17 protein-coding genes and 1 pseudogene are annotated in these 16625 nt (G+C 63.2%); 6 read left to right on the forward strand and 12 right to left on the reverse strand.

Annotated elements, in window-relative coordinates; genetic code table 11:
- Nucleotides 1-17 precede the first annotated feature (17 nt).
- The 5 genes from ACNAOH_RS12250 to ACNAOH_RS12270 all read left to right on the forward strand — a co-directional run bounded on the left by ACNAOH_RS12250 (nucleotide 18) and on the right by ACNAOH_RS12270 (nucleotide 3812).
- Nucleotides 18-566, forward strand: coding sequence for a TspO/MBR family protein (locus ACNAOH_RS12250; RefSeq protein ID WP_443970444.1), 549 nt, complete (start codon nucleotides 18-20; stop codon nucleotides 564-566).
- 49 nt (nucleotides 567-615) lie between these two features.
- The gene (locus tag ACNAOH_RS12255) at nucleotides 616-918 is read left to right on the forward strand and encodes an accessory factor UbiK family protein (RefSeq protein WP_443970445.1); all 303 of its coding nucleotides are present in this window, start codon (nucleotides 616-618) and stop codon (nucleotides 916-918) included.
- Nucleotides 919-1080: 162 nt separating this feature from the next.
- Nucleotides 1081-1587, forward strand: coding sequence for a YbjN domain-containing protein (locus ACNAOH_RS12260; RefSeq protein ID WP_443970446.1), 507 nt, complete (start codon nucleotides 1081-1083; stop codon nucleotides 1585-1587).
- Entirely contained in the window at nucleotides 1574-2434 is an 861-nt protein-coding gene (locus ACNAOH_RS12265) for a pyrroline-5-carboxylate reductase family protein (RefSeq protein ID WP_443970447.1), read from the forward strand. The genes ACNAOH_RS12260 and ACNAOH_RS12265 overlap by 14 nt, the downstream gene beginning before the upstream one ends.
- 157 nt (nucleotides 2435-2591) lie before the next feature.
- A complete protein-coding gene (locus ACNAOH_RS12270) occupies nucleotides 2592-3812 on the forward strand; it encodes an argininosuccinate synthase (protein WP_443970448.1) in 1221 nt (406 codons plus the stop codon).
- 9 nt (nucleotides 3813-3821) lie between these two features.
- Here ACNAOH_RS12270 and ACNAOH_RS12275 read toward each other — a convergent pair.
- Nucleotides 3822-4826 (reverse strand): annotated as a pseudogene (locus ACNAOH_RS12275) (aldo/keto reductase).
- 98 nt (nucleotides 4827-4924) lie between these two features.
- A complete protein-coding gene (locus tag ACNAOH_RS12280; protein WP_443970449.1) occupies nucleotides 4925-5131 on the reverse strand; it encodes a hypothetical protein in 207 nt (68 codons plus the stop codon).
- Between the two features lie 89 nt (nucleotides 5132-5220).
- On the opposite strand from ACNAOH_RS12280, the gene ACNAOH_RS12285 reads away from it, so the two are divergent.
- Complete coding sequence (locus ACNAOH_RS12285) at nucleotides 5221-5880, forward strand: DUF1345 domain-containing protein (RefSeq protein ID WP_443970450.1); 660 nt, start codon at nucleotides 5221-5223, stop codon at nucleotides 5878-5880.
- Nucleotides 5881-5925: 45 nt separating this feature from the next.
- Here the strand turns inward: ACNAOH_RS12285 and ACNAOH_RS12290 are convergent, their stop codons facing one another.
- The 10 genes from ACNAOH_RS12290 to flhA all read right to left on the reverse strand — a co-directional run bounded on the left by ACNAOH_RS12290 (nucleotide 5926) and on the right by flhA (nucleotide 16622).
- On the reverse strand, nucleotides 5926-7299 hold the full coding sequence (locus tag ACNAOH_RS12290; RefSeq protein ID WP_443970451.1) for a glutamate--cysteine ligase: 1374 nt from the start codon (nucleotides 7297-7299) through the stop codon (nucleotides 5926-5928).
- Nucleotides 7300-7362: 63 nt separating this feature from the next.
- Nucleotides 7363-8139, reverse strand: coding sequence for a 16S rRNA (uracil(1498)-N(3))-methyltransferase (locus tag ACNAOH_RS12295; protein WP_443970452.1), 777 nt, complete (start codon nucleotides 8137-8139; stop codon nucleotides 7363-7365).
- A 70-nt stretch (nucleotides 8140-8209) separates the two neighbouring features.
- Entirely contained in the window at nucleotides 8210-8671 is a 462-nt protein-coding gene (locus tag ACNAOH_RS12300) for an Hpt domain-containing protein (protein ID WP_443970453.1), read from the reverse strand.
- Between the two features lie 64 nt (nucleotides 8672-8735).
- Nucleotides 8736-8996: a sulfurtransferase TusA family protein gene (locus tag ACNAOH_RS12305; RefSeq protein ID WP_443970454.1), complete on the reverse strand. Its 261-nt coding sequence runs from the start codon at nucleotides 8994-8996 to the stop codon at nucleotides 8736-8738.
- On the reverse strand, nucleotides 8977-10362 hold the full coding sequence (der, locus tag ACNAOH_RS12310; RefSeq protein ID WP_443972134.1) for a ribosome biogenesis GTPase Der: 1386 nt from the start codon (nucleotides 10360-10362) through the stop codon (nucleotides 8977-8979). The genes ACNAOH_RS12305 and der overlap by 20 nt, the downstream gene beginning before the upstream one ends.
- A 37-nt stretch (nucleotides 10363-10399) precedes the next feature.
- Nucleotides 10400-11719: an outer membrane protein assembly factor BamB family protein gene (locus ACNAOH_RS12315; RefSeq protein ID WP_443970455.1), complete on the reverse strand. Its 1320-nt coding sequence runs from the start codon at nucleotides 11717-11719 to the stop codon at nucleotides 10400-10402.
- 34 nt (nucleotides 11720-11753) lie between these two features.
- Entirely contained in the window at nucleotides 11754-12521 is a 768-nt protein-coding gene (locus ACNAOH_RS12320; protein WP_443970456.1) for a tetratricopeptide repeat protein, read from the reverse strand.
- Between the two features lie 26 nt (nucleotides 12522-12547).
- Entirely contained in the window at nucleotides 12548-13417 is an 870-nt protein-coding gene (gene panB, locus ACNAOH_RS12325) for a 3-methyl-2-oxobutanoate hydroxymethyltransferase (protein ID WP_443970457.1), read from the reverse strand.
- A 285-nt stretch (nucleotides 13418-13702) separates the two neighbouring features.
- A complete protein-coding gene (locus tag ACNAOH_RS12330) occupies nucleotides 13703-14431 on the reverse strand; it encodes a sigma-70 family RNA polymerase sigma factor (RefSeq protein ID WP_443972135.1) in 729 nt (242 codons plus the stop codon).
- Nucleotides 14432-14516: 85 nt separating this feature from the next.
- On the reverse strand, nucleotides 14517-16622 hold the full coding sequence (gene flhA, locus ACNAOH_RS12335) for a flagellar biosynthesis protein FlhA (RefSeq protein WP_443970458.1): 2106 nt from the start codon (nucleotides 16620-16622) through the stop codon (nucleotides 14517-14519).
- Nucleotides 16623-16625 lie beyond the last annotated feature (3 nt).

Below are 16625 nucleotides of genomic sequence, written 5' to 3' on the forward strand. Positions count from 1 at the left end.
CACGGGCGAGGGCGCGAATGAGCGAGATAGCCTCCAAGGCCCAACTCCGCATGTCGTATTTGCGCTGGGCTCTCTTCACAGTGCCCGCCATCGAATTTCTCGGGATCGTGTCAGCCCGGATCAGCAATTCCGGTTATGGAAATGCCTGGTTCGCGGCGTTGGATAAGCCAGCGATCACGCCGCCCGGCATCGCCTTCGCCATCGTCTGGCCAATCCTCTATCTTCTCATGGGATTAGCTCTCGCGGTCATTCTCCACGCGCGGGGCGCACGCGGACGCGGGGTGGCGATCGCGCTGTTCCTCGTGCAGCTCTTCTGCAATCTCGCCTGGTCGCCGGTTTTTTTCGCGGCGCACGAGACGACTGTGGCTTTCTACCTGTGTGTCGCCATTCTCCTGCTCGCGACGATCACGACGATGCTTTTCGTGCGAATCCGGGTAGGGGCAGCGCTGCTGATGCTTCCGTATCTCGCCTGGCTGGTCTTCGCGAGCATCCTCTCCTATCAGATCATGGTGATGAACCCCGGCGCCGACGCTCTTGTCGCGCCAGCGATCCGCACCCAGATATAGAAGGACAGTCAGTGCTTGCGCACTGGCGCCAGACGAGGACCAAGCCATCATGCAAAGCGAGAACCGCTTTTTCGACGATCTTTCGCGCATCATCAATGGAGCTGCGGGAACCATCGCGGGCATGAGCCGCGAAGTGGAATCCAATGCGCGTGAGCGGGCGCGGGAATGGATCGGCGGACTGGATTTCGTGAGCCGCGAAGAATTTGACGCGGTCAAGGCGCTGGCCGCCAAGGCGCGTGAGGATGTCGAGCGACTAGAGGCTCGACTGGCCGCGCTCGAAACCGGCAGTCCGGCAGCGGCGCCAGCAGCCGCCAAGCCCCGTGCTCCGCGAAAGCCGCAAACCCCCGAGTGACAGCCGACCCCGGCGCGGTTATCCACAACTTATTCCACCATTCGTCCACAAGCTGACGAAGTTGGGACAGGTGCGCCCTGTCGCCACGCTGGTCGCGTGGAATACGGCATGCTAAAGCGCCATTGAGAAAATGCCGACCGACGGCCGGGACTTGCGGAACTGATGATCGACCACGACGAATATGCCGGCAACGAGCATGAGGCGGAGCCCATCGACATGCTTGCTGCCTATTTCGAGGCGCATGAATGGCCTTTCGAGCACGTGAGCGACGACGAGATCGTCGCCAAGCATCGCGGAAGCTGGACTGAATATGAAGTGCGTGCGATCTGGCGCGACGAAGATCAGGTGCTTCAGCTCCTCGTGCTCCCGGACATTCGCGTAGCCGACGACAAGCGCACCGCAATCTGCGAGACAATCGCGCTCATCAACGAGCAGCTCTGGCTCGGTCATTTCGAGCTTTGGTCATCAAGTGGCGCGTTGCTCTTTCGCCATGGCGCCATGCTGGGCGCGAACGCGGCGTTGACGATCGACCAGGCGCAACTGCTGGTGGAAAGCGCCATCGACGAAAGTGAACGCTTCTATCCCGTGTTTCAGTTCGTGCTCTGGGGGGGCAAGACCCCCGCAGAAGCGCTGGCCGCGAGCCTCATCGAAACACATGGCGAAGCCTGAGCCGGGGTCGGTGACTGCCGCGCAGAACTGGCCTCAGGCGCTGCTGCTGGTGGGCTGCGGCAACATGGCGGGCGCCATGTTGGGGCGCTGGCTGGAATATGGTCTGCCGCCAGAGCGCGTGACTGTGGTGCGGCCGAGCGGGCGGCCAGTCGCTGACGGAGTGACCGTCATGACCACGCTGCCCGATGTGATCGCGCCTGATACGCTCGTACTTCTTGGCCATAAGCCGCAGCAACTCCCTGATATCGCGCCCCCGCTTGAGGCGCGGCTGGGGGCGGGGGCGACGATCTTCTCGATCCTCGCCGGCGTGAGCACCACGCAGCTTGCGGCGGTCATACCGCAGGCTGGTGCTCATGTGCGCGCAATGCCTAACATGCCGGTGCGGAGCGGGCACGGCGTCGTGAGCCTCTTCGTCGATCCCTCGGTGCCCGCTCATGTTCGGGACGTGGCAGACCTGCTCTGCCGTCCGCTTGGGCTGGTGGCCTGGCTCGAGGACGAAGCACTGTTCGATGCGGCGACGGCGCTGGCCGGCTGTGGTCCGGCTTATGTGTACCGGTTTATAGATGCGCTGGCGAAGGCCGGTGAGGCCGTTGGTCTCAGCGCCGAGATTGCTGCACACATGGCTCTGGCGACGGTCGAGGGTGCGGCGCTGACCGCCGCTGTCTCGAAGGATGCGCCCGGCGCGCTAGCCGACGCGGTAGCGAGCAAAGGCGGCATGACCCGCGAGGGACTGGATGTGCTCGACCGTGCGGATGGACTTGCGCCGCTCATTGAGGCGACGCTGCGTGCAGCGCGGGACCGGGGTGCGGAGCTGGCGAGGCTGGCTGCCGGACCAGGCAAGGCCTGACCTGCGACCCAAGGCTGCGCGAGCCGCCGGAGAATGGATCTCGGTGCGGTTAGCGCGCGCCGTGCGACGTAAACCACGCTGCAAACTTGCCCCCGCGCCTCGCGCCTGATAGCGGCGCGCACGAATTGCAACGCCTCGACAAAAGAGAGTCCCGCCAATGTCCGATCAGATCAAACGCGTCGTCCTTGCCTATTCGGGTGGCCTCGACACGAGCGTGATCCTGAAATGGCTTCAGCAGGAGTATCAGTGCGAGGTCGTGACGTTCACGGCCGATTTGGGGCAGGGTGAGGAGCTGGAGCCGGCGCGCCAGAAAGCGCTCAATGCAGGCGTGAAGCCGGAGCATATCTTCATCGATGATCTGCGCGAGGAGTTCGTCAAGGATTTCGTTTTCCCGATGATGCGCGCAAACGCGCTTTATGAAGGGCTTTATCTGCTCGGCACCTCGATCGCGCGGCCGCTCATTTCCAAGCGTCTGATCGAGATCGCCAAGGAAGTGGGTGCAGATGCCGTGAGCCACGGCGCGACCGGCAAGGGCAACGATCAGGTCCGCTTCGAGCTCAGCGCTTACGCGCTGAACCCGGACATCAAGGTGATCGCCCCCTGGCGCGAATGGGATCTGACGAGCCGCACCAAGCTCATCGAGTTCGCCGAAGCGCATCAGATCATGGTGAGCAAGGACAAGCGCGGCGAGGCGCCGTTCTCGACCGATGCGAATCTTCTCCACACGTCGTCCGAGGGGAAGGTGCTCGAAGATCCGTGGCAGGAAGTACCGGATTATGTGTACTCGCGCACGGTCAACCCGGAGGACGCCCCCGATCAGCCGGAATATATCACGATCGATTTCGAGAAGGGTGATGGCGTTGCGCTAAATGGCGCGGCGATGAGTCCCGCCACGCTGCTTGCCGCGCTCAACGATCTTGGCCGCAAGCACGGTATCGGGCGGCTCGATCTGGTCGAGAATCGGTTCGTGGGCATGAAATCACGCGGCATGTACGAGACGCCCGGCGGCTCCATCTATCATCTCGCGCATCGCGGCATCGAATCCATCACGCTCGACCGTGGTGCCGCCCACCTCAAGGACGAGCTGGCGCCGCGCTATGCCGAGCTCATCTATAACGGCTTCTGGTTCGCGCCGGAGCGCGAGATGCTGCAGGCGGCGATCGACTACAGCCAGGCGAATGTGAGCGGCACGGTGCGTCTCAAGCTCTACAAGGGCGGCGTGTATGTCGTCGGCCGCAAGTCGCCCAATTCGCTCTACAGCGAGAAGGTCGTGACCTTCGAAGACGACGCGGGCGCCTATGACCAGCGCGACGCGGCCGGCTTCATCAAGCTGAACGCCCTGCGTCTGCGGTTGCTGGGGCAGCGCGGCGAAGGCTGATCCGGGGAGCTAGTCCTCCCAGCGGGAGCGGCTGGCTTCGTCAAGGACGCGATAGGCGCCCTGGACCGCGAACATCCATGCGGGATATTCTGCGCTGAGAATCACCGCGCAGGCGGCAATATTGTCGTCGAGTTGATCGATACGCTTAGCGCCCACGATCACGGTGGTGACAACCTGCTGGTGAAGCAGCCAGGCAATGGCAATCTGCGCCACCGATACCCCGCGAGTCTCCGCCATGGGCCGCATCATATCGACAATGTCGAATGCCTTGGTCTTGTCGCCCGGAGGGAAGTCGAAATTCGCGCGGCGACCTTCTCCGCCTTCCCGGCTGTATTTGCCTGAGAGCAGCCCTCCGGCAAGCGGCGACCAGACCAAGAGGCCCAGCCCTTCCGAGCGCATCATGGGTACCAGTTCGCGCTCAAGATCCCGCCCGGCAATGGTATAATAGGCCTGCACGGTCTCGAAGCGGGCGCGACGCTCCTCGCGAGCGATGCCCAGTGCCTTCGCGATTTACCAGGCGGCCCAGTTCGACACCCCGACATAGCGGACATGCCCTTGGCGGACGAGATCATCGAGCGCGCGGATGGTCTCCTCGATCGGTGTGACCGGATCCCAGCCGGGGATCTGATAAAGATCGATATAGTCCGTATCCAGACGGCGCAGGCTGGCCTTCACCTGATCCATGATGTGCCCGCGTGACGCGCCCTTGTCGTTTACGCCGGGCCCCATACCGCCCATCACTTTGGTGGCGAGCACCACGTCTGAGCGCGCAAGGCCGAGATTGCGGATCGCCCGGCCTGTAATCTCCTCTGATGCGCCCTCCGAATAGACGTTCGCCGTGTCGATGAAGTTGACGCCTGCATCCACTGCGCGACGCACGATGGCGTCCGCTCCTGCCTGATCCAGTCCTGCGACATGCTGGAATCGGCCACTCTCGGGTGTCCCGAAAGTCATCGTCCCCAGGCAAAGCTCGGAGACCCGCAACCCTGTCGTGCCGAGGCGATTATAGCGCATGGATAAGCATCCCTGATGAAGAACGCGAGAAGGGAGCAGCCATCAGGCCGCTCCCTTTCATGTGCTCCTAAGCGGGCGGAGGGACAAGAGCTCTTGGGCTATTGGATGGACTGATTGGTCGTGCCGCCGGGCGCAGCTGTGCCTCCATTGACCTTAGCATCCGGACCGGTCCGGTAAGAGAAGACGGTAATCAGCGTTAGGGCGATGACCGCCAGCGCGAGGGAGATCCCTAGAACATAACGCACAATGCCCGGAGTCGAGCCGGAACGGGCTTCTTCTGACTTGATATGCTGCTCGTTCGCCATGATGAATTTCCTTCACAAAATCGCTTGTGATCCGGTTATCAACGATCCGTCCGCGCAACCGTTCCGGCGCTGCATAGGGCACGAAAGGTATGATGATGGCGAGAGGGACGGGCGGACAAAGGAAGCGGCTGCTGCCGTGGCGCTACGGTCTGTTCCTGCTGACCTTTGCCACGACCATCCCCGCCGGGGTTCTCACGGACTTTCCGAAAGGCCTGATGATCGGCTTCGATCTTGCTGCGCTGGTTTTCATGGCAAGTCTCGTGCCGCTCTTCGCTCATGATGGTGCCCGCATCCGGGAGCAAGCGCGCGAAAATGACGCCAATCGCACGCTGATCCTGCTTATTACCGCAATCGTCAGCGCGGTAGTGCTGGTCGCGGTCGCGCTGGAACTCGGGCAGCGGCAGGCGCTGGACGCCCTTGGCGTTACGCTTGTTCTCGGCACACTGTCGATTGCCTGGCTCTTCTCGAACCTCGTCTATACGCTCCACTATGCTTTTCTTTTCTACGCGGAGGACAAGGACGCGAAGGGCGCCAAAGGGGACCGGGGCGGGCTCGACATCCCCAATGTCCGCGAGCCGAACTATTGGGACTTTGCCTATTTCGCCTTCACGCTGGGGATGACCTTCCAGACAAGCGATGTCGCAGTGACTCACCGGGCGATCCGGAAGGTCGTGCTGGCGCACTGCCTCGCCGCCTTCGTCTTCAACCTCGGGATCATCGCCTTCACGATCAACATATTAGGCGGCTAGAACGGCTCGCACTCGCATGCGGTAGTTGGGCTCTGACGACGTCCCTCAGTAGCTTTCCGCTGCATAAATGTGGGAGAGATCGCCCGCCCATTCGCCTCGATAGAGCTCCAGCAGTCGCTCGGCATGGGTGCGGCCGGAGGCCACCACCTCTTCCAGCGGATTGAGGAAAGCGGCTTCGCTGTCGCCGCTGCCATTGAGACGCGCTCGCCTGTTGAGGCCAGCCCGCGAAATTGCCAACACTTCGCCAGCGATCGACTGGAGCGTCCGACCTTCGCTAATCGGAGCGGAGAGCCCGAGGCGCGGAACGGAATCGCGCAGCGTTTCGCGCTCTTCCATCGACCAGTGCTTGACCAGATCCCATGCGGCATCGAGCGCGGTATCGTCGTAAAGAAGCCCGACCCACAGAGCGGGGAGGGCACAAATCCTGTTCCAGGGGCCGCCATCGGCGCCGCGCATCTCCAGAAAGCTCTTCATCCGAACTTCCGGGAAGGCAGTCGAGAGATGATCTTCCCAGTCCGAAATGCGAGGCTTCTCGCCCGGCAGTGCAGGCAGTCGGCCGTCAAGAAAATCGCGGAAGCTCTGCCCTGCGGCATCGATATATTTGCCGTCGCGGTAGACGAAGTACATCGGCACATCGAGCGCATAGTCCGCATAGCGCTCGTAGCCGAAGCCGTCCTCGAATACGAAGGGCAGCATGCCGGTGCGCGCGGGATCGGTGTCGGACCAGATATGGCTGCGGAAGGAGAGATAGCCGTTCGGCTTCCCTTCCGTGAACGGCGAATTGGCGAACAGCGCCGTCGCCAGTGGCTGAAGCGCGAGCGACACGCGGAACATCTTCGCCATGCGGGCTTCGGATGAATAGTCGAGATTGACCTGAATGGTGCAGGTCCGCAGCATCATATCCAGACCAAGCGTGCCGACGCGAGGCATGTGCCGCAGCATGATGGCATAGCGCCCCTTGGGCATGATCGGCAGTTCGGCCCGGCTCTTATCCGGCCACATGCCGAGCCCCAGGAAGCCGAGACCCAACTCGTCCCCCACGGTCTTTACCTGCCTCAGGTGCCGACCGGTTTCCGTGCAGGTCTCGTGCAGATTGTCGAGCGGCGCTCCGGAAAGCTCAAGCTGCCCAGCGGGCTCCAGGCTGATCGCACCGTCTTTGCCCGAAAGCGCGATGACATGGTCGCCCTCGATGACCGGCTCCCAGCCGAAGCGGGTCAGCCCGGCGAGCAGATCACGGATTCCGCCCGGCTCGTCATAGGAGGGCGCACGGTGATCGGCGGTGCGATAGACGAATTTCTCGTGCTCGGTGCCGATGCGCCAGCGCTCGGCAGGCTTCTCCCCCGCAGCGAAAACGGAGATCAAGTCGGCCCGAGATTCGATCGGGGGGCTGTCGTCGTGGGTGTTGGTCTTCGTGCTCATGGCGCGCTTCTGCCCCTCATGCCGGGCGCCATAGGGGCTGGCAGGGCGGCTGGCAAATGCATTTCAATCCGCAACTTTCCCGGTTGCCCAGTCGCCATTTGCGGCCATCCAGCAGGCGGTCGCGGCGATGGCGGCGGTTTCCGCGCGCAAGATGCGGGGGCCAAGGGACACAGGCACGGCGGCGGGGCAGGCGCGAATGGCCGTCCGCTCTTCATCGGTGAAGCCGCCTTCCGGGCCCACAAGCAACGCCGCCGGGCCGGGATGGGCGGCAAAGGCCTCCCGAATCGGCGCGCCGCCGCCCTCGCTGGTCATTTCGTCGGCGAAGAACAGGATGCGATCGTCCGCCCAGTCACGCAGCAGAGCGGGCAGATCGACCATGGGTGAGATATCCGGGATCGCCGTGCGGCCACATTGCTCCGCGGCCTCGATCATATGGGCGCGAAGCCGATCGGCGTTCAGCTTGTCCACCACGCTGCGCCGCGTAAGGACAGGCAAGAGGCGAGCGAGGCCTAGCTCGCAGGCCTTCTCCGCAACAAGGTCGATCCGCCCCTTCTTGATTGGCGCGACGCAGAGCCAGAAATCCGGCACCGGCTCAAGCGGCCGGATTTGTTCCGCACATAGGAGAGTGAGATCCCTCTTGCGGACATTCGCGGCGGTCGCGAGCCATTCGCCCGATACTCCATCGAACAGGAGAACCGGATCGCCATCCTTAAGGCGCATGACCGAAAGGAGATAGTGGGCGGCATTGCCGTCCACCGGCACGGCGATCCCCGGTCCGATCGGCGTCTCGACGAAAAGTCGCGGTGTGGAGCGCGGCGGCCAGGCGGGGGTTGCGGGCATGGAACGCGGTTAGCCCGGCCGGTGCCTCCCCTGCAAGATGCGCCCTGCAAAGGGAGGGTGGGCCACGAAGTCAGGTGCGCCGGCCGAATATCGCCGGACGGTGCGCTGTCCGCCGCAACTTTGTTGCGGAGGTGGCGAGCGCGGGCAGTGCCGACGGGGCGCCAGTAGCCGGCGCGGGGTCGAGGTGCTGCAGCGTCTCAGCGAAGCAACTGCGCAGCATGGAGACCTCGACGGCGATATCCTGTGGCGGACTCCGTTTCTCGATGCAGTCTCGCGCCGTCATCTCGATAGCTTCGGCAATCTCTCCCAGACGAACGGCGCCAAGCTGGCGCGCCTCGCCCTTGAGGGTATGTGCTGGCAGAACCATCGCGGTTGCGGATCGCACATGCATTGCATGCTCGATCGCGACGATCGCCTTTACGCCATCCTCATGGAAGTAGTGCACGATACGGGCGAAGCCCGGCCCGGTCACGCGCCGGGCTTCTGTAAGTTCGGCTGTGTCGAAGAGGGGAAGGGTGTAGTAATGCGACATTGGAAAGATCGCCTGCCAACACGCTGGGTTGTGCGGTTATGCATCTCTCGCAGTAAAAGGCGTCTTAACGCGGTCGTTCCATTTCATTCGGTTGGTCATCGGTCAGATGGAAGGCGAAATGATCTTTCAGTTTTTCAGTGCGGCTCGACCAGCCGCGTGCCTGGGCAAGAGCGGGCACGTCAGTGAGGGCAACCGGATCGTCGGCAAGGAGCATGAGGGCATGAGCCTCGCGCATTGCCCGGGCTGCGCGCAGCACAGGCCATGGGCATTTTAGACCGCGCGTGTCGATGCAGACCGGTGCGGCGTCAGCCCTTCGAGCGGTCAAAGGGATTACGCGCGCTGCGAAGATTGAGGCGCACGGGCACGGCGCCGAAACCCAACTCCCTGCGGATGCCGTTCACCAGATAGCGGGTGTAGCTTGTCGGCAATTCATCGAGGCGCGTGCCGAACAGCACGAACGTCGGCGGGCGAATGCGCGCCTGGGTGATGTAGCGCAGCTTGATGCGGCGGCCACCCGGTGCGGGGGGCGGGTTGGCCTCCAGCGCGGCGTCGAACCAGCGGTTGAGCACGCTGGTGGATACGCGCTGTGACCAGGCTGTGCGCGTCTGAAAGGCGGCGGCGATAAGATCGTCGATGCCCTTGCCTGTTGCGCCGGACACAGTGAGAAGCGGCACACCGCGAACCTGAGCCAGCCCCTCGTCCAGTGCCTTTCGCACGCCCTGATAAAGCGCGGACCCGTTTTCCGACACGTCCCACTTGTTGAGGCCGATGACGAGCGCTCGCCCTTCCTGCAAGACCTTGTCGGCGATACGCAGATCCTGCGCTTCAAGCCCTTTGGTTGCATCGAGCAGCAGCACGACGACTTCCGCGAAATCGACTGCGTGCAGCGCGTCCGCGACGGAGAGCTTCTCCAGCTTGTCCTGCACCTTGGCCCGCTTGCGCATGCCGGCCGTGTCGATGAGACGCACGGGGCGCGTCACGCCGTCCGGCGCGGTCCACATCCAGTCGATCGCGATGCTGTCCCGCGTGATTCCGGCTTCCGGACCGGTGATGAGCCGCTCTTCGCCTAGAACGCGATTGATGAGAGTGGATTTGCCAGCATTGGGACGGCCGACGATCGCGAGCTTGAGTGGAGCGCTTTCGTCCGCTTCCTCCTCGTCGCCGGGTTGTGTGTCGGTTTCGACCTCTTCGTCATCCCGCTCAAGATGCGGACGGATCGCCTGGAAAAGATCGGCGAGGCCCTGACCATGTTCGGCCGAAAAGGCGATCGGCTCGTCAAAGCCGAGCGCATAGGCTTCCATCAGGCCATCTTGCGCGGCATTGCTCTCCGCTTTGTTGCCGACCAGCACAACGGGCGTTGCGCTCTCGCGCAGCCAGCGGGCGATATGTTCGTCCAGCGGCGTGAGACCGGCGCGCGCGTCGATCAGGAAAAGGGCAACATCGGCGTCTTCAACAGCCGCCTCCGTCTGCGCGCGCATGCGTCCGGGGAGGGACTGTGGGTCATCCTCCTCAAAGCCGGCGGTATCCACGACGCGGAACTTGAGGCCCAGCAGATCGGCGTCACCCTCCCGCCGGTCGCGCGTGACACCGGGCATGTCGTCCACCAGCGCGAGCTTCTTGCCCACGAGCCGATTGAACAGGGTCGATTTTCCGACATTCGGGCGCCCGATAATCGCGACCCTAGGGAGCATACGGAGAGACATCAGGACGTGGCGATCGAGACGCGTATCATCGCAGCGCGATAATCTGGCCGTCGTCGGCGAGGAGATACAGGATTTCGCCAGCGACCACGGGAGGTAGGCTCATCGTGTGCTTGATGTCCTGCTCTTCCTGTATCTTGCCGTCCGTCGGATCGACTTTCGCCAATGCGCCTTCGGTCGAGACGAGCACCAGCTTACCTCCGGCCAGCACCGGACCGTACCAGCGGATCGTTCCTTCTTTCTTCTTGGGCTTGCGCCACGCGGGAAGCTGACTCGTCCAGCGGACCTTGCCGGTGGCGCGCGCGATACAAAGCAGGGTCGCCTTGTCCGTGACGACGAAGACCCAATCCCCCACGACGGCGGGAGTGGCGATACCGCCGATGTTGATCTCCCAAAGGCGCTGCCCGGTCAGCAGTTCGTAAGACGCCATGCGACCGCCCTCGCCGATGGCGAAGACACGACCGCGATCGATGACAGGGTCCGCGTCGATGTCGGTCAGCATCGCGACCGAGGTGGCGATGCTAGTACGCGAGAGCGCATCGCCCCAGAGGACGCGGCCATTCTCATAGCGATAGGCGCTGAGCTCGCCCGAACTGAAGCCAGCGATCACCGTGCTCTGGCCCGCGGCAGGAGCGGCGACGCCGAAAACGCCGGTCGACTCGAGCGTCGCCGAGTCGGTCCACACCACAGAGCCGTTGGTCTGATCCAGCGCGAAAATCTGATTGTCCTGGCTCATCACATAGAGATGGCCGTTCGCCAGCGTGGGCGATCCGCGCAACGGGCCGCCGGGACGGACCTTCCAAAGCTGGTTGCCGTCCGTAGCCACAAGTCCGACGACATCTCCGATGCCGGTCGACGCGTAGACACGGTCTCCTTCCACGCTGACGCCGCCCCCGAACACCACCTTGCCGCTGTCGTCAGCGGCGCGAATGCTCTTGGACCAAAGGCGAGCGCCGGTCTTGGCGTCGAACGCGTTGACCACGGCATCGGTGCCGATCGCGAAGAGTTTGCCACCGGCAATGACAGGCGCGGAAGCAAGCCGGGCGCGGGGGCTGGAACCCTGAATCTGCGCGGTCCAGACTCTGGTATCTGCAGCACCAAGCGCGACATTGCCGATCGTCTTGGTCGCATCGCCGCCTGGCTGGGGCCAGTCGGCATTGGCGACAGGCGCAGGAAGCGTGACGGCAACGGTCGAAAGCGTCTCGTCCGCCGTGACCGTATCGCTGTTGCCGAGGATGGATGCTCGTTCGCCATGGACCGGCGTCTTGGGTCCGCCCTTTTTGCCGCCGATCACGCCACAGGCGCTCACCGAGACGGCAAGAGCAAGCACGAAGGCTGCTCGCGTCATGGGGCGAAGGCTGAAGCTGCTTGAAAACGCTCTATTATTGCGCGGCAACCGGTTTCTCCATGGTTTCGATCGTGCCGATGCGGTCGCTGTCGACGCCGAGTGCGCTTGCCATCTGGGCCGCGCGCACGCGAATATTCACAGGCGCTGTCTTGTCGCGTGTGATTTCGGCATAGGTATTGGCTGCGGCCTTGGTCTGGCCCAGCTTGAGTTGTGCGGCTGCAGTAACCTCCGCAGCGCTGCCAAAGAAAGGCTTGCCCGGCACGGCGAGCGGCGCCAGCGCCTCGATCACCTTCGCAGGCGGCGTCGTATCGAAGGCCAGCGTGGTACGGCGAAGCAATGCGAGATCGCGATAGGCCTGCGGAGCGGCCTTGTCGGCCAGAATGGCATCGAACTCAGCCGTAGCGGCCTTTGCGTCCCTGCTGCTCGTTAGGCCGGCATGGAGGGTGTTGGCGGCGGCCGTCTGAGCGCTGAATCCGGAGTTGCGGAGTGTTTCGAGAAGCTGTGCGTCCAGCGGCGCGCCTTGAGCGGCCTTCAGCAGCACGGACAGTTGTTCACCAGCCTGGTCGGCCTGGCTATGGCGATGGCTCTGCCAAAGCAGCCAGCCACCGAAAGCAGCGAGGCCCAAAACGATGACGACGATAACTGCCTTGCCCCAGCGCTGCCAGAAATGCAGCAAATCGTCCTGACGGACAGCGTCATCGACCTCGCGGATCAGGGCTTCGTTCTGGGCTGGCGTAAGGGCCAAGGGATTACTCTCCGAGACTGACTGCGGACTGGTCGGCAGGAATGCGGGCGCGATCATTAGCGACCGCTGAACCCACCGGCAAATCACTTTTTGGGACGATAGACCTGCTCTTCGCCGGGAAAGGCGCGAGAACGGACTTCTGCTGCGTAGGCGGCGGCGGCGGCGCTCACCAGGCCGGCGGCGTCTGCATAGCGCTTCACGAAGCGCGGCGTGCGCTCGAACATGCCGATCATGTCTTCTGTAACAAGCACTTGGCCGTCGCAGGCCGCAGAGGCGCCGATCCCGATGACCGGGCAGGGGACGGCGGCCGTGATTGCGTCCGCGAGGTTTTCCATGACGCCTTCCACGACGATCGCGAAGCATCCGGCATCCGCTACGGCTCGCGCATCTGCGAGGATTTTCGCGGCCTCCGCATCGTCACGACCACGGGCGCCGTAGCCGCCGAGCGCGTTCACCGCCTGAGGCGTAAGCCCGACATGGGCACACACCGGAATGCCGCGCGCGCCGAGAAAGGCAATCGTCTCCGCCATTGCCTGACCGCCCTCAAGCTTCACCCCCGCAGCTCCACTTTCTTTGAGGAGCCGTGCGGCGCTCTCGAAGGCCTGAGCCGGCGAAGCTTCATAGCTGCCGAATGGCATGTCGATGATCACGGCGCTGTGATAGCTCCCGCGCATGACTGCCGCGCCATGAGCGGCCATCATGTCCAGTGTTACGGGAATGGTCGAGGGCAGGCCGTAAATGACTTGCCCCAGCGAGTCTCCGACCAGAAGCACGTCGCAATGAGGATCGAGAAGCTGAGCTTGCCGCGCAGTATAGGCGGTAAGCATCACAATGGGTTCGGCAGTGGCTCCGTCATGCTTGCGGGCGCGAAGTGCAGGAATGGTCAGTCGCCGCATCGGCGCGGGCGTGGGGGTCGCTCGGCTTGTCGCAGTATCGATCGTGTAGGTAGACATGCGTGGCTCTTAGCGGATGATAGGCTGCACGCCTAGCCGATCAGGCCTGTGGCTGGGACTGGAGTCAGCTATGCGATGCTTCGGATTGCGCAGTCGTCCGCGTATCGTCCTGAACGGCAGTGGTGGCGAGAACATAGGCGCCGGCCAACACGAGCGCGATCATGAGCATCATAACCACGCGTGTTGAACCACTTGAAGAGCGTTCTTCGAAAAACGGGGATTTATCTGGCCTACGCGCCACGATTATTCCTTCAAAACCTGAAGGGTAAATCGCTGGCGACTATTTCAGTTCCAAGCGATGAGGCGCGCGCGCAGCTTGTCCAATGCAGATTTTTTGATCTGGCAGACCCGCGCCGCTCCGATGTCGAGCGTGAGACCGATTTCCTCAAGGTTCATTTCTTCGACGAAATAGAGCTGGAGGACCATGGCTTCGCGCTCCGGAAGCTCACCAATATATCCTGCAATAGCGCGTTTGAGCGACTCGCGCTCCAACACGTCGTCCGCCCGATCCGCGACATCGGCAAACCACATGGACTGGTCCGAATAAACCTCGTCCATGCTCTGGTGCTGAACCATGTCAGTGCCGTCGGTAAAAGCGAGCCATTCGGCAGCGTCTAGGCCCAGTTCGGCCGCGGTTTCCGCATCGGAGGGCGCGCGCCCGGTCCGCTGCTCGACTGCGCTTCTGGCATTGCCGATCTGTTTGCGGCGCGCCATGGCTGAGCGGCAAATGGTGGCGTGGCGGCGGAGATGATCGATCATCGCGCCGCGCACCCGCATCTGCGCGTAGGTCGCGAAGCCATGACCGCGATCTTCGAAGCTGTTCGCCGCTTCGACGAGCGCCACCATGCCGATCTGTAGCAGATCCTCGATCTCGATCGCACTCGAGACCCGGCCATGGACGTGCCAGGCGATCTTGCGGACGAGCGGCATATATTGCCGCGCGAGCTGATCGGGCGTGACGATGGCCGTTCGCCCATAAGTCAGGCCGGCCGTTTCTATGCGCGCGTGCTGCATCATCAGCGCCCTATGTGAAAAGCATTAAAGAGCTGCTTCCGTGAGGATTGGGCAAAATTAAGCATATTCGTCCGCCTCGTCCTCGTCATGCCGCCACGACCCGTTCGGGTCGGCCGATACGGGCCTCGTTGCCCACCACCGCGACCACCTCGACAGGTTTGCCGTCCGGGATTTCAAGGAAGGAAAGCACGGGCGTTTCCGGCAAGTGCGGCCGGAAAAGGCGGGACAGCGCTCGTCGGGCCATGGGCGAGGTCACGATCGCAAAGCTGCGCGCCTGCGCCATGAGCGGACGCGCCGCCTCGGTCACCTGATCGATAAGGCGGGAACCCAGCGCCGGCTCGATGGGATGCTTGGCATCGCCTGAGACACGCATTGCCTGCGCCAGCAGCCCTTCCAGTTCGGCGTCGAGCGTAATCACCGGGAGCGGCATCTTCACGGGCACCAGCGTCTGGATGATGAGTGAGCCGATGCGCTGGCGAAGAGCCTCGACCGTGGCGTCGACCGACATGTCGGGACGTGCCACTTCGATGAGCGCTTCCGCGATCTTGCGGAAGTCCTTGAGTGGCACCCCTTCGGCCAGCAGCGCCCGGCCGATCGACATGATGTGGACGAGGCTGAGCGGCTGGGGATGAAGCCCCTCGGCCAGTTGCGGCGCGGCCTCCTTGAGGGCGTCGAGCAGTTTGCGGGCCTCATCCATGCCGAACATCTCGGCGGCGTTGTGGACAATGAGATGGTTGAGATGAGTCGCGACCACCGTGGCCGGATCGACCACCGTGTAGCCTGCGATCACCGCTTCGTTGCGCTTATCCGGAGAGATCCACACAGCGTCCAGCCCGAAGGTCGGGTCTTTGGTGTGGCGGCCCTCCACCGTGCCATCGAGCGCGCCGCTGTCCAGAGCCAAGAGATCGTCCGGCCAGATTTCGTCCTCGCCCACGGCAACGCCGCTGATAGTGATGCGATAGGCATTCGGCGCAAGAGCGAGATTGTCCTTCACGCGGATCATTGGCACGACAAAGCCCAGCTCCCTGCTGAGCTGGCGCCGGATGCCGGTGATGCGGCCCATGAGCGGCGCATCCTTGCGCTCATCGACAAGGGCGATGAGGCCGTAGCCAATTTCCAGGCCCAGAACGGCATGATCCGAAACGTCCCTCCATTCGATATGGGCAGGATTTTCGGGCGGCGGCGCTTCCACCGGGGCGCTCGCTGCCACCTTGGCCGCATTGCGCAGACGCCATGCCACGAAGCCGGCGACGGCCGCGGCGGGCATGATGATGAGGTGCGGCATACCCGGCAGGATGCCAAGGAAGGCGAGGATAGCGGCAACCGGCACCCATGCGCGACCGACCCCGAACTGCGAGGAAATCTGGCCCGAAAGATCATGCTCGGACGTGACGCGCGTAACGATCGCGGCAGCGGCGATCGAAAGCAGCAAGGCAGGAACCTGCGCGACGAGAGCATCACCAATGGCGAGCAGCACATAAGTGCGGGCGGCCGTGCCGATGTCGAGACCATGGCTGACCACACCAAGCAGGATGCCGCCGATGATGTTGATGACGAGGATGAGAATGCCAGCGACGGCATCCCCCTTCACGAACTTGGATGCACCGTCCATCGAGCCGTAGAAATCGGCCTCGGTCGCGACATCCTGACGGCGCACGCGCGCCTGCTCGGCCGTGAGCAGACCAGCGTTGAGATCGGCATCGATGGCCATCTGCTTACCGGGCAAGGCGTCGAGCGTGAAGCGCGCCGACACTTCCGACACGCGCCCTGCACCCTTGGTGATGACCACGAGATTGATGATCATCAGGATGGAGAAGACGAAGATGCCGACGATATAGTCGCCGCCGATGAGGAAATTGCCGAACGCCTCGATGACATGGCCGGCAGCATTGGACCCGGTATGGCCGTTCACCAGAACGACGCGCGTCGAGGCGACGTTGAGGGAGAGACGGAGCAGAGTGGCGAAGAGCAACACCGTGGGGAAACTCGAGAAATCGAGGGGCCGGGCGGCGTTCAATGCGACGAACAGCACGGCGAGGCTGACAAGAATGTTGGTGACGAAGCCGATGTCCAGCAGCAGCGCTGGCACCGGCACGACCATGAACATGACGAGCAGCAGGATAGCGAGCGGCAACACCGCTCCCTTGGCTGCGCTCATCCAGACTTTGCCGTTCACTTGGGTGCGGGTCATCTT

The organism is Sphingobium sp. CR28 (genome assembly GCF_052327305.1).
Taxonomy (GTDB): Bacteria; Pseudomonadota; Alphaproteobacteria; order Sphingomonadales; family Sphingomonadaceae; genus Sphingobium.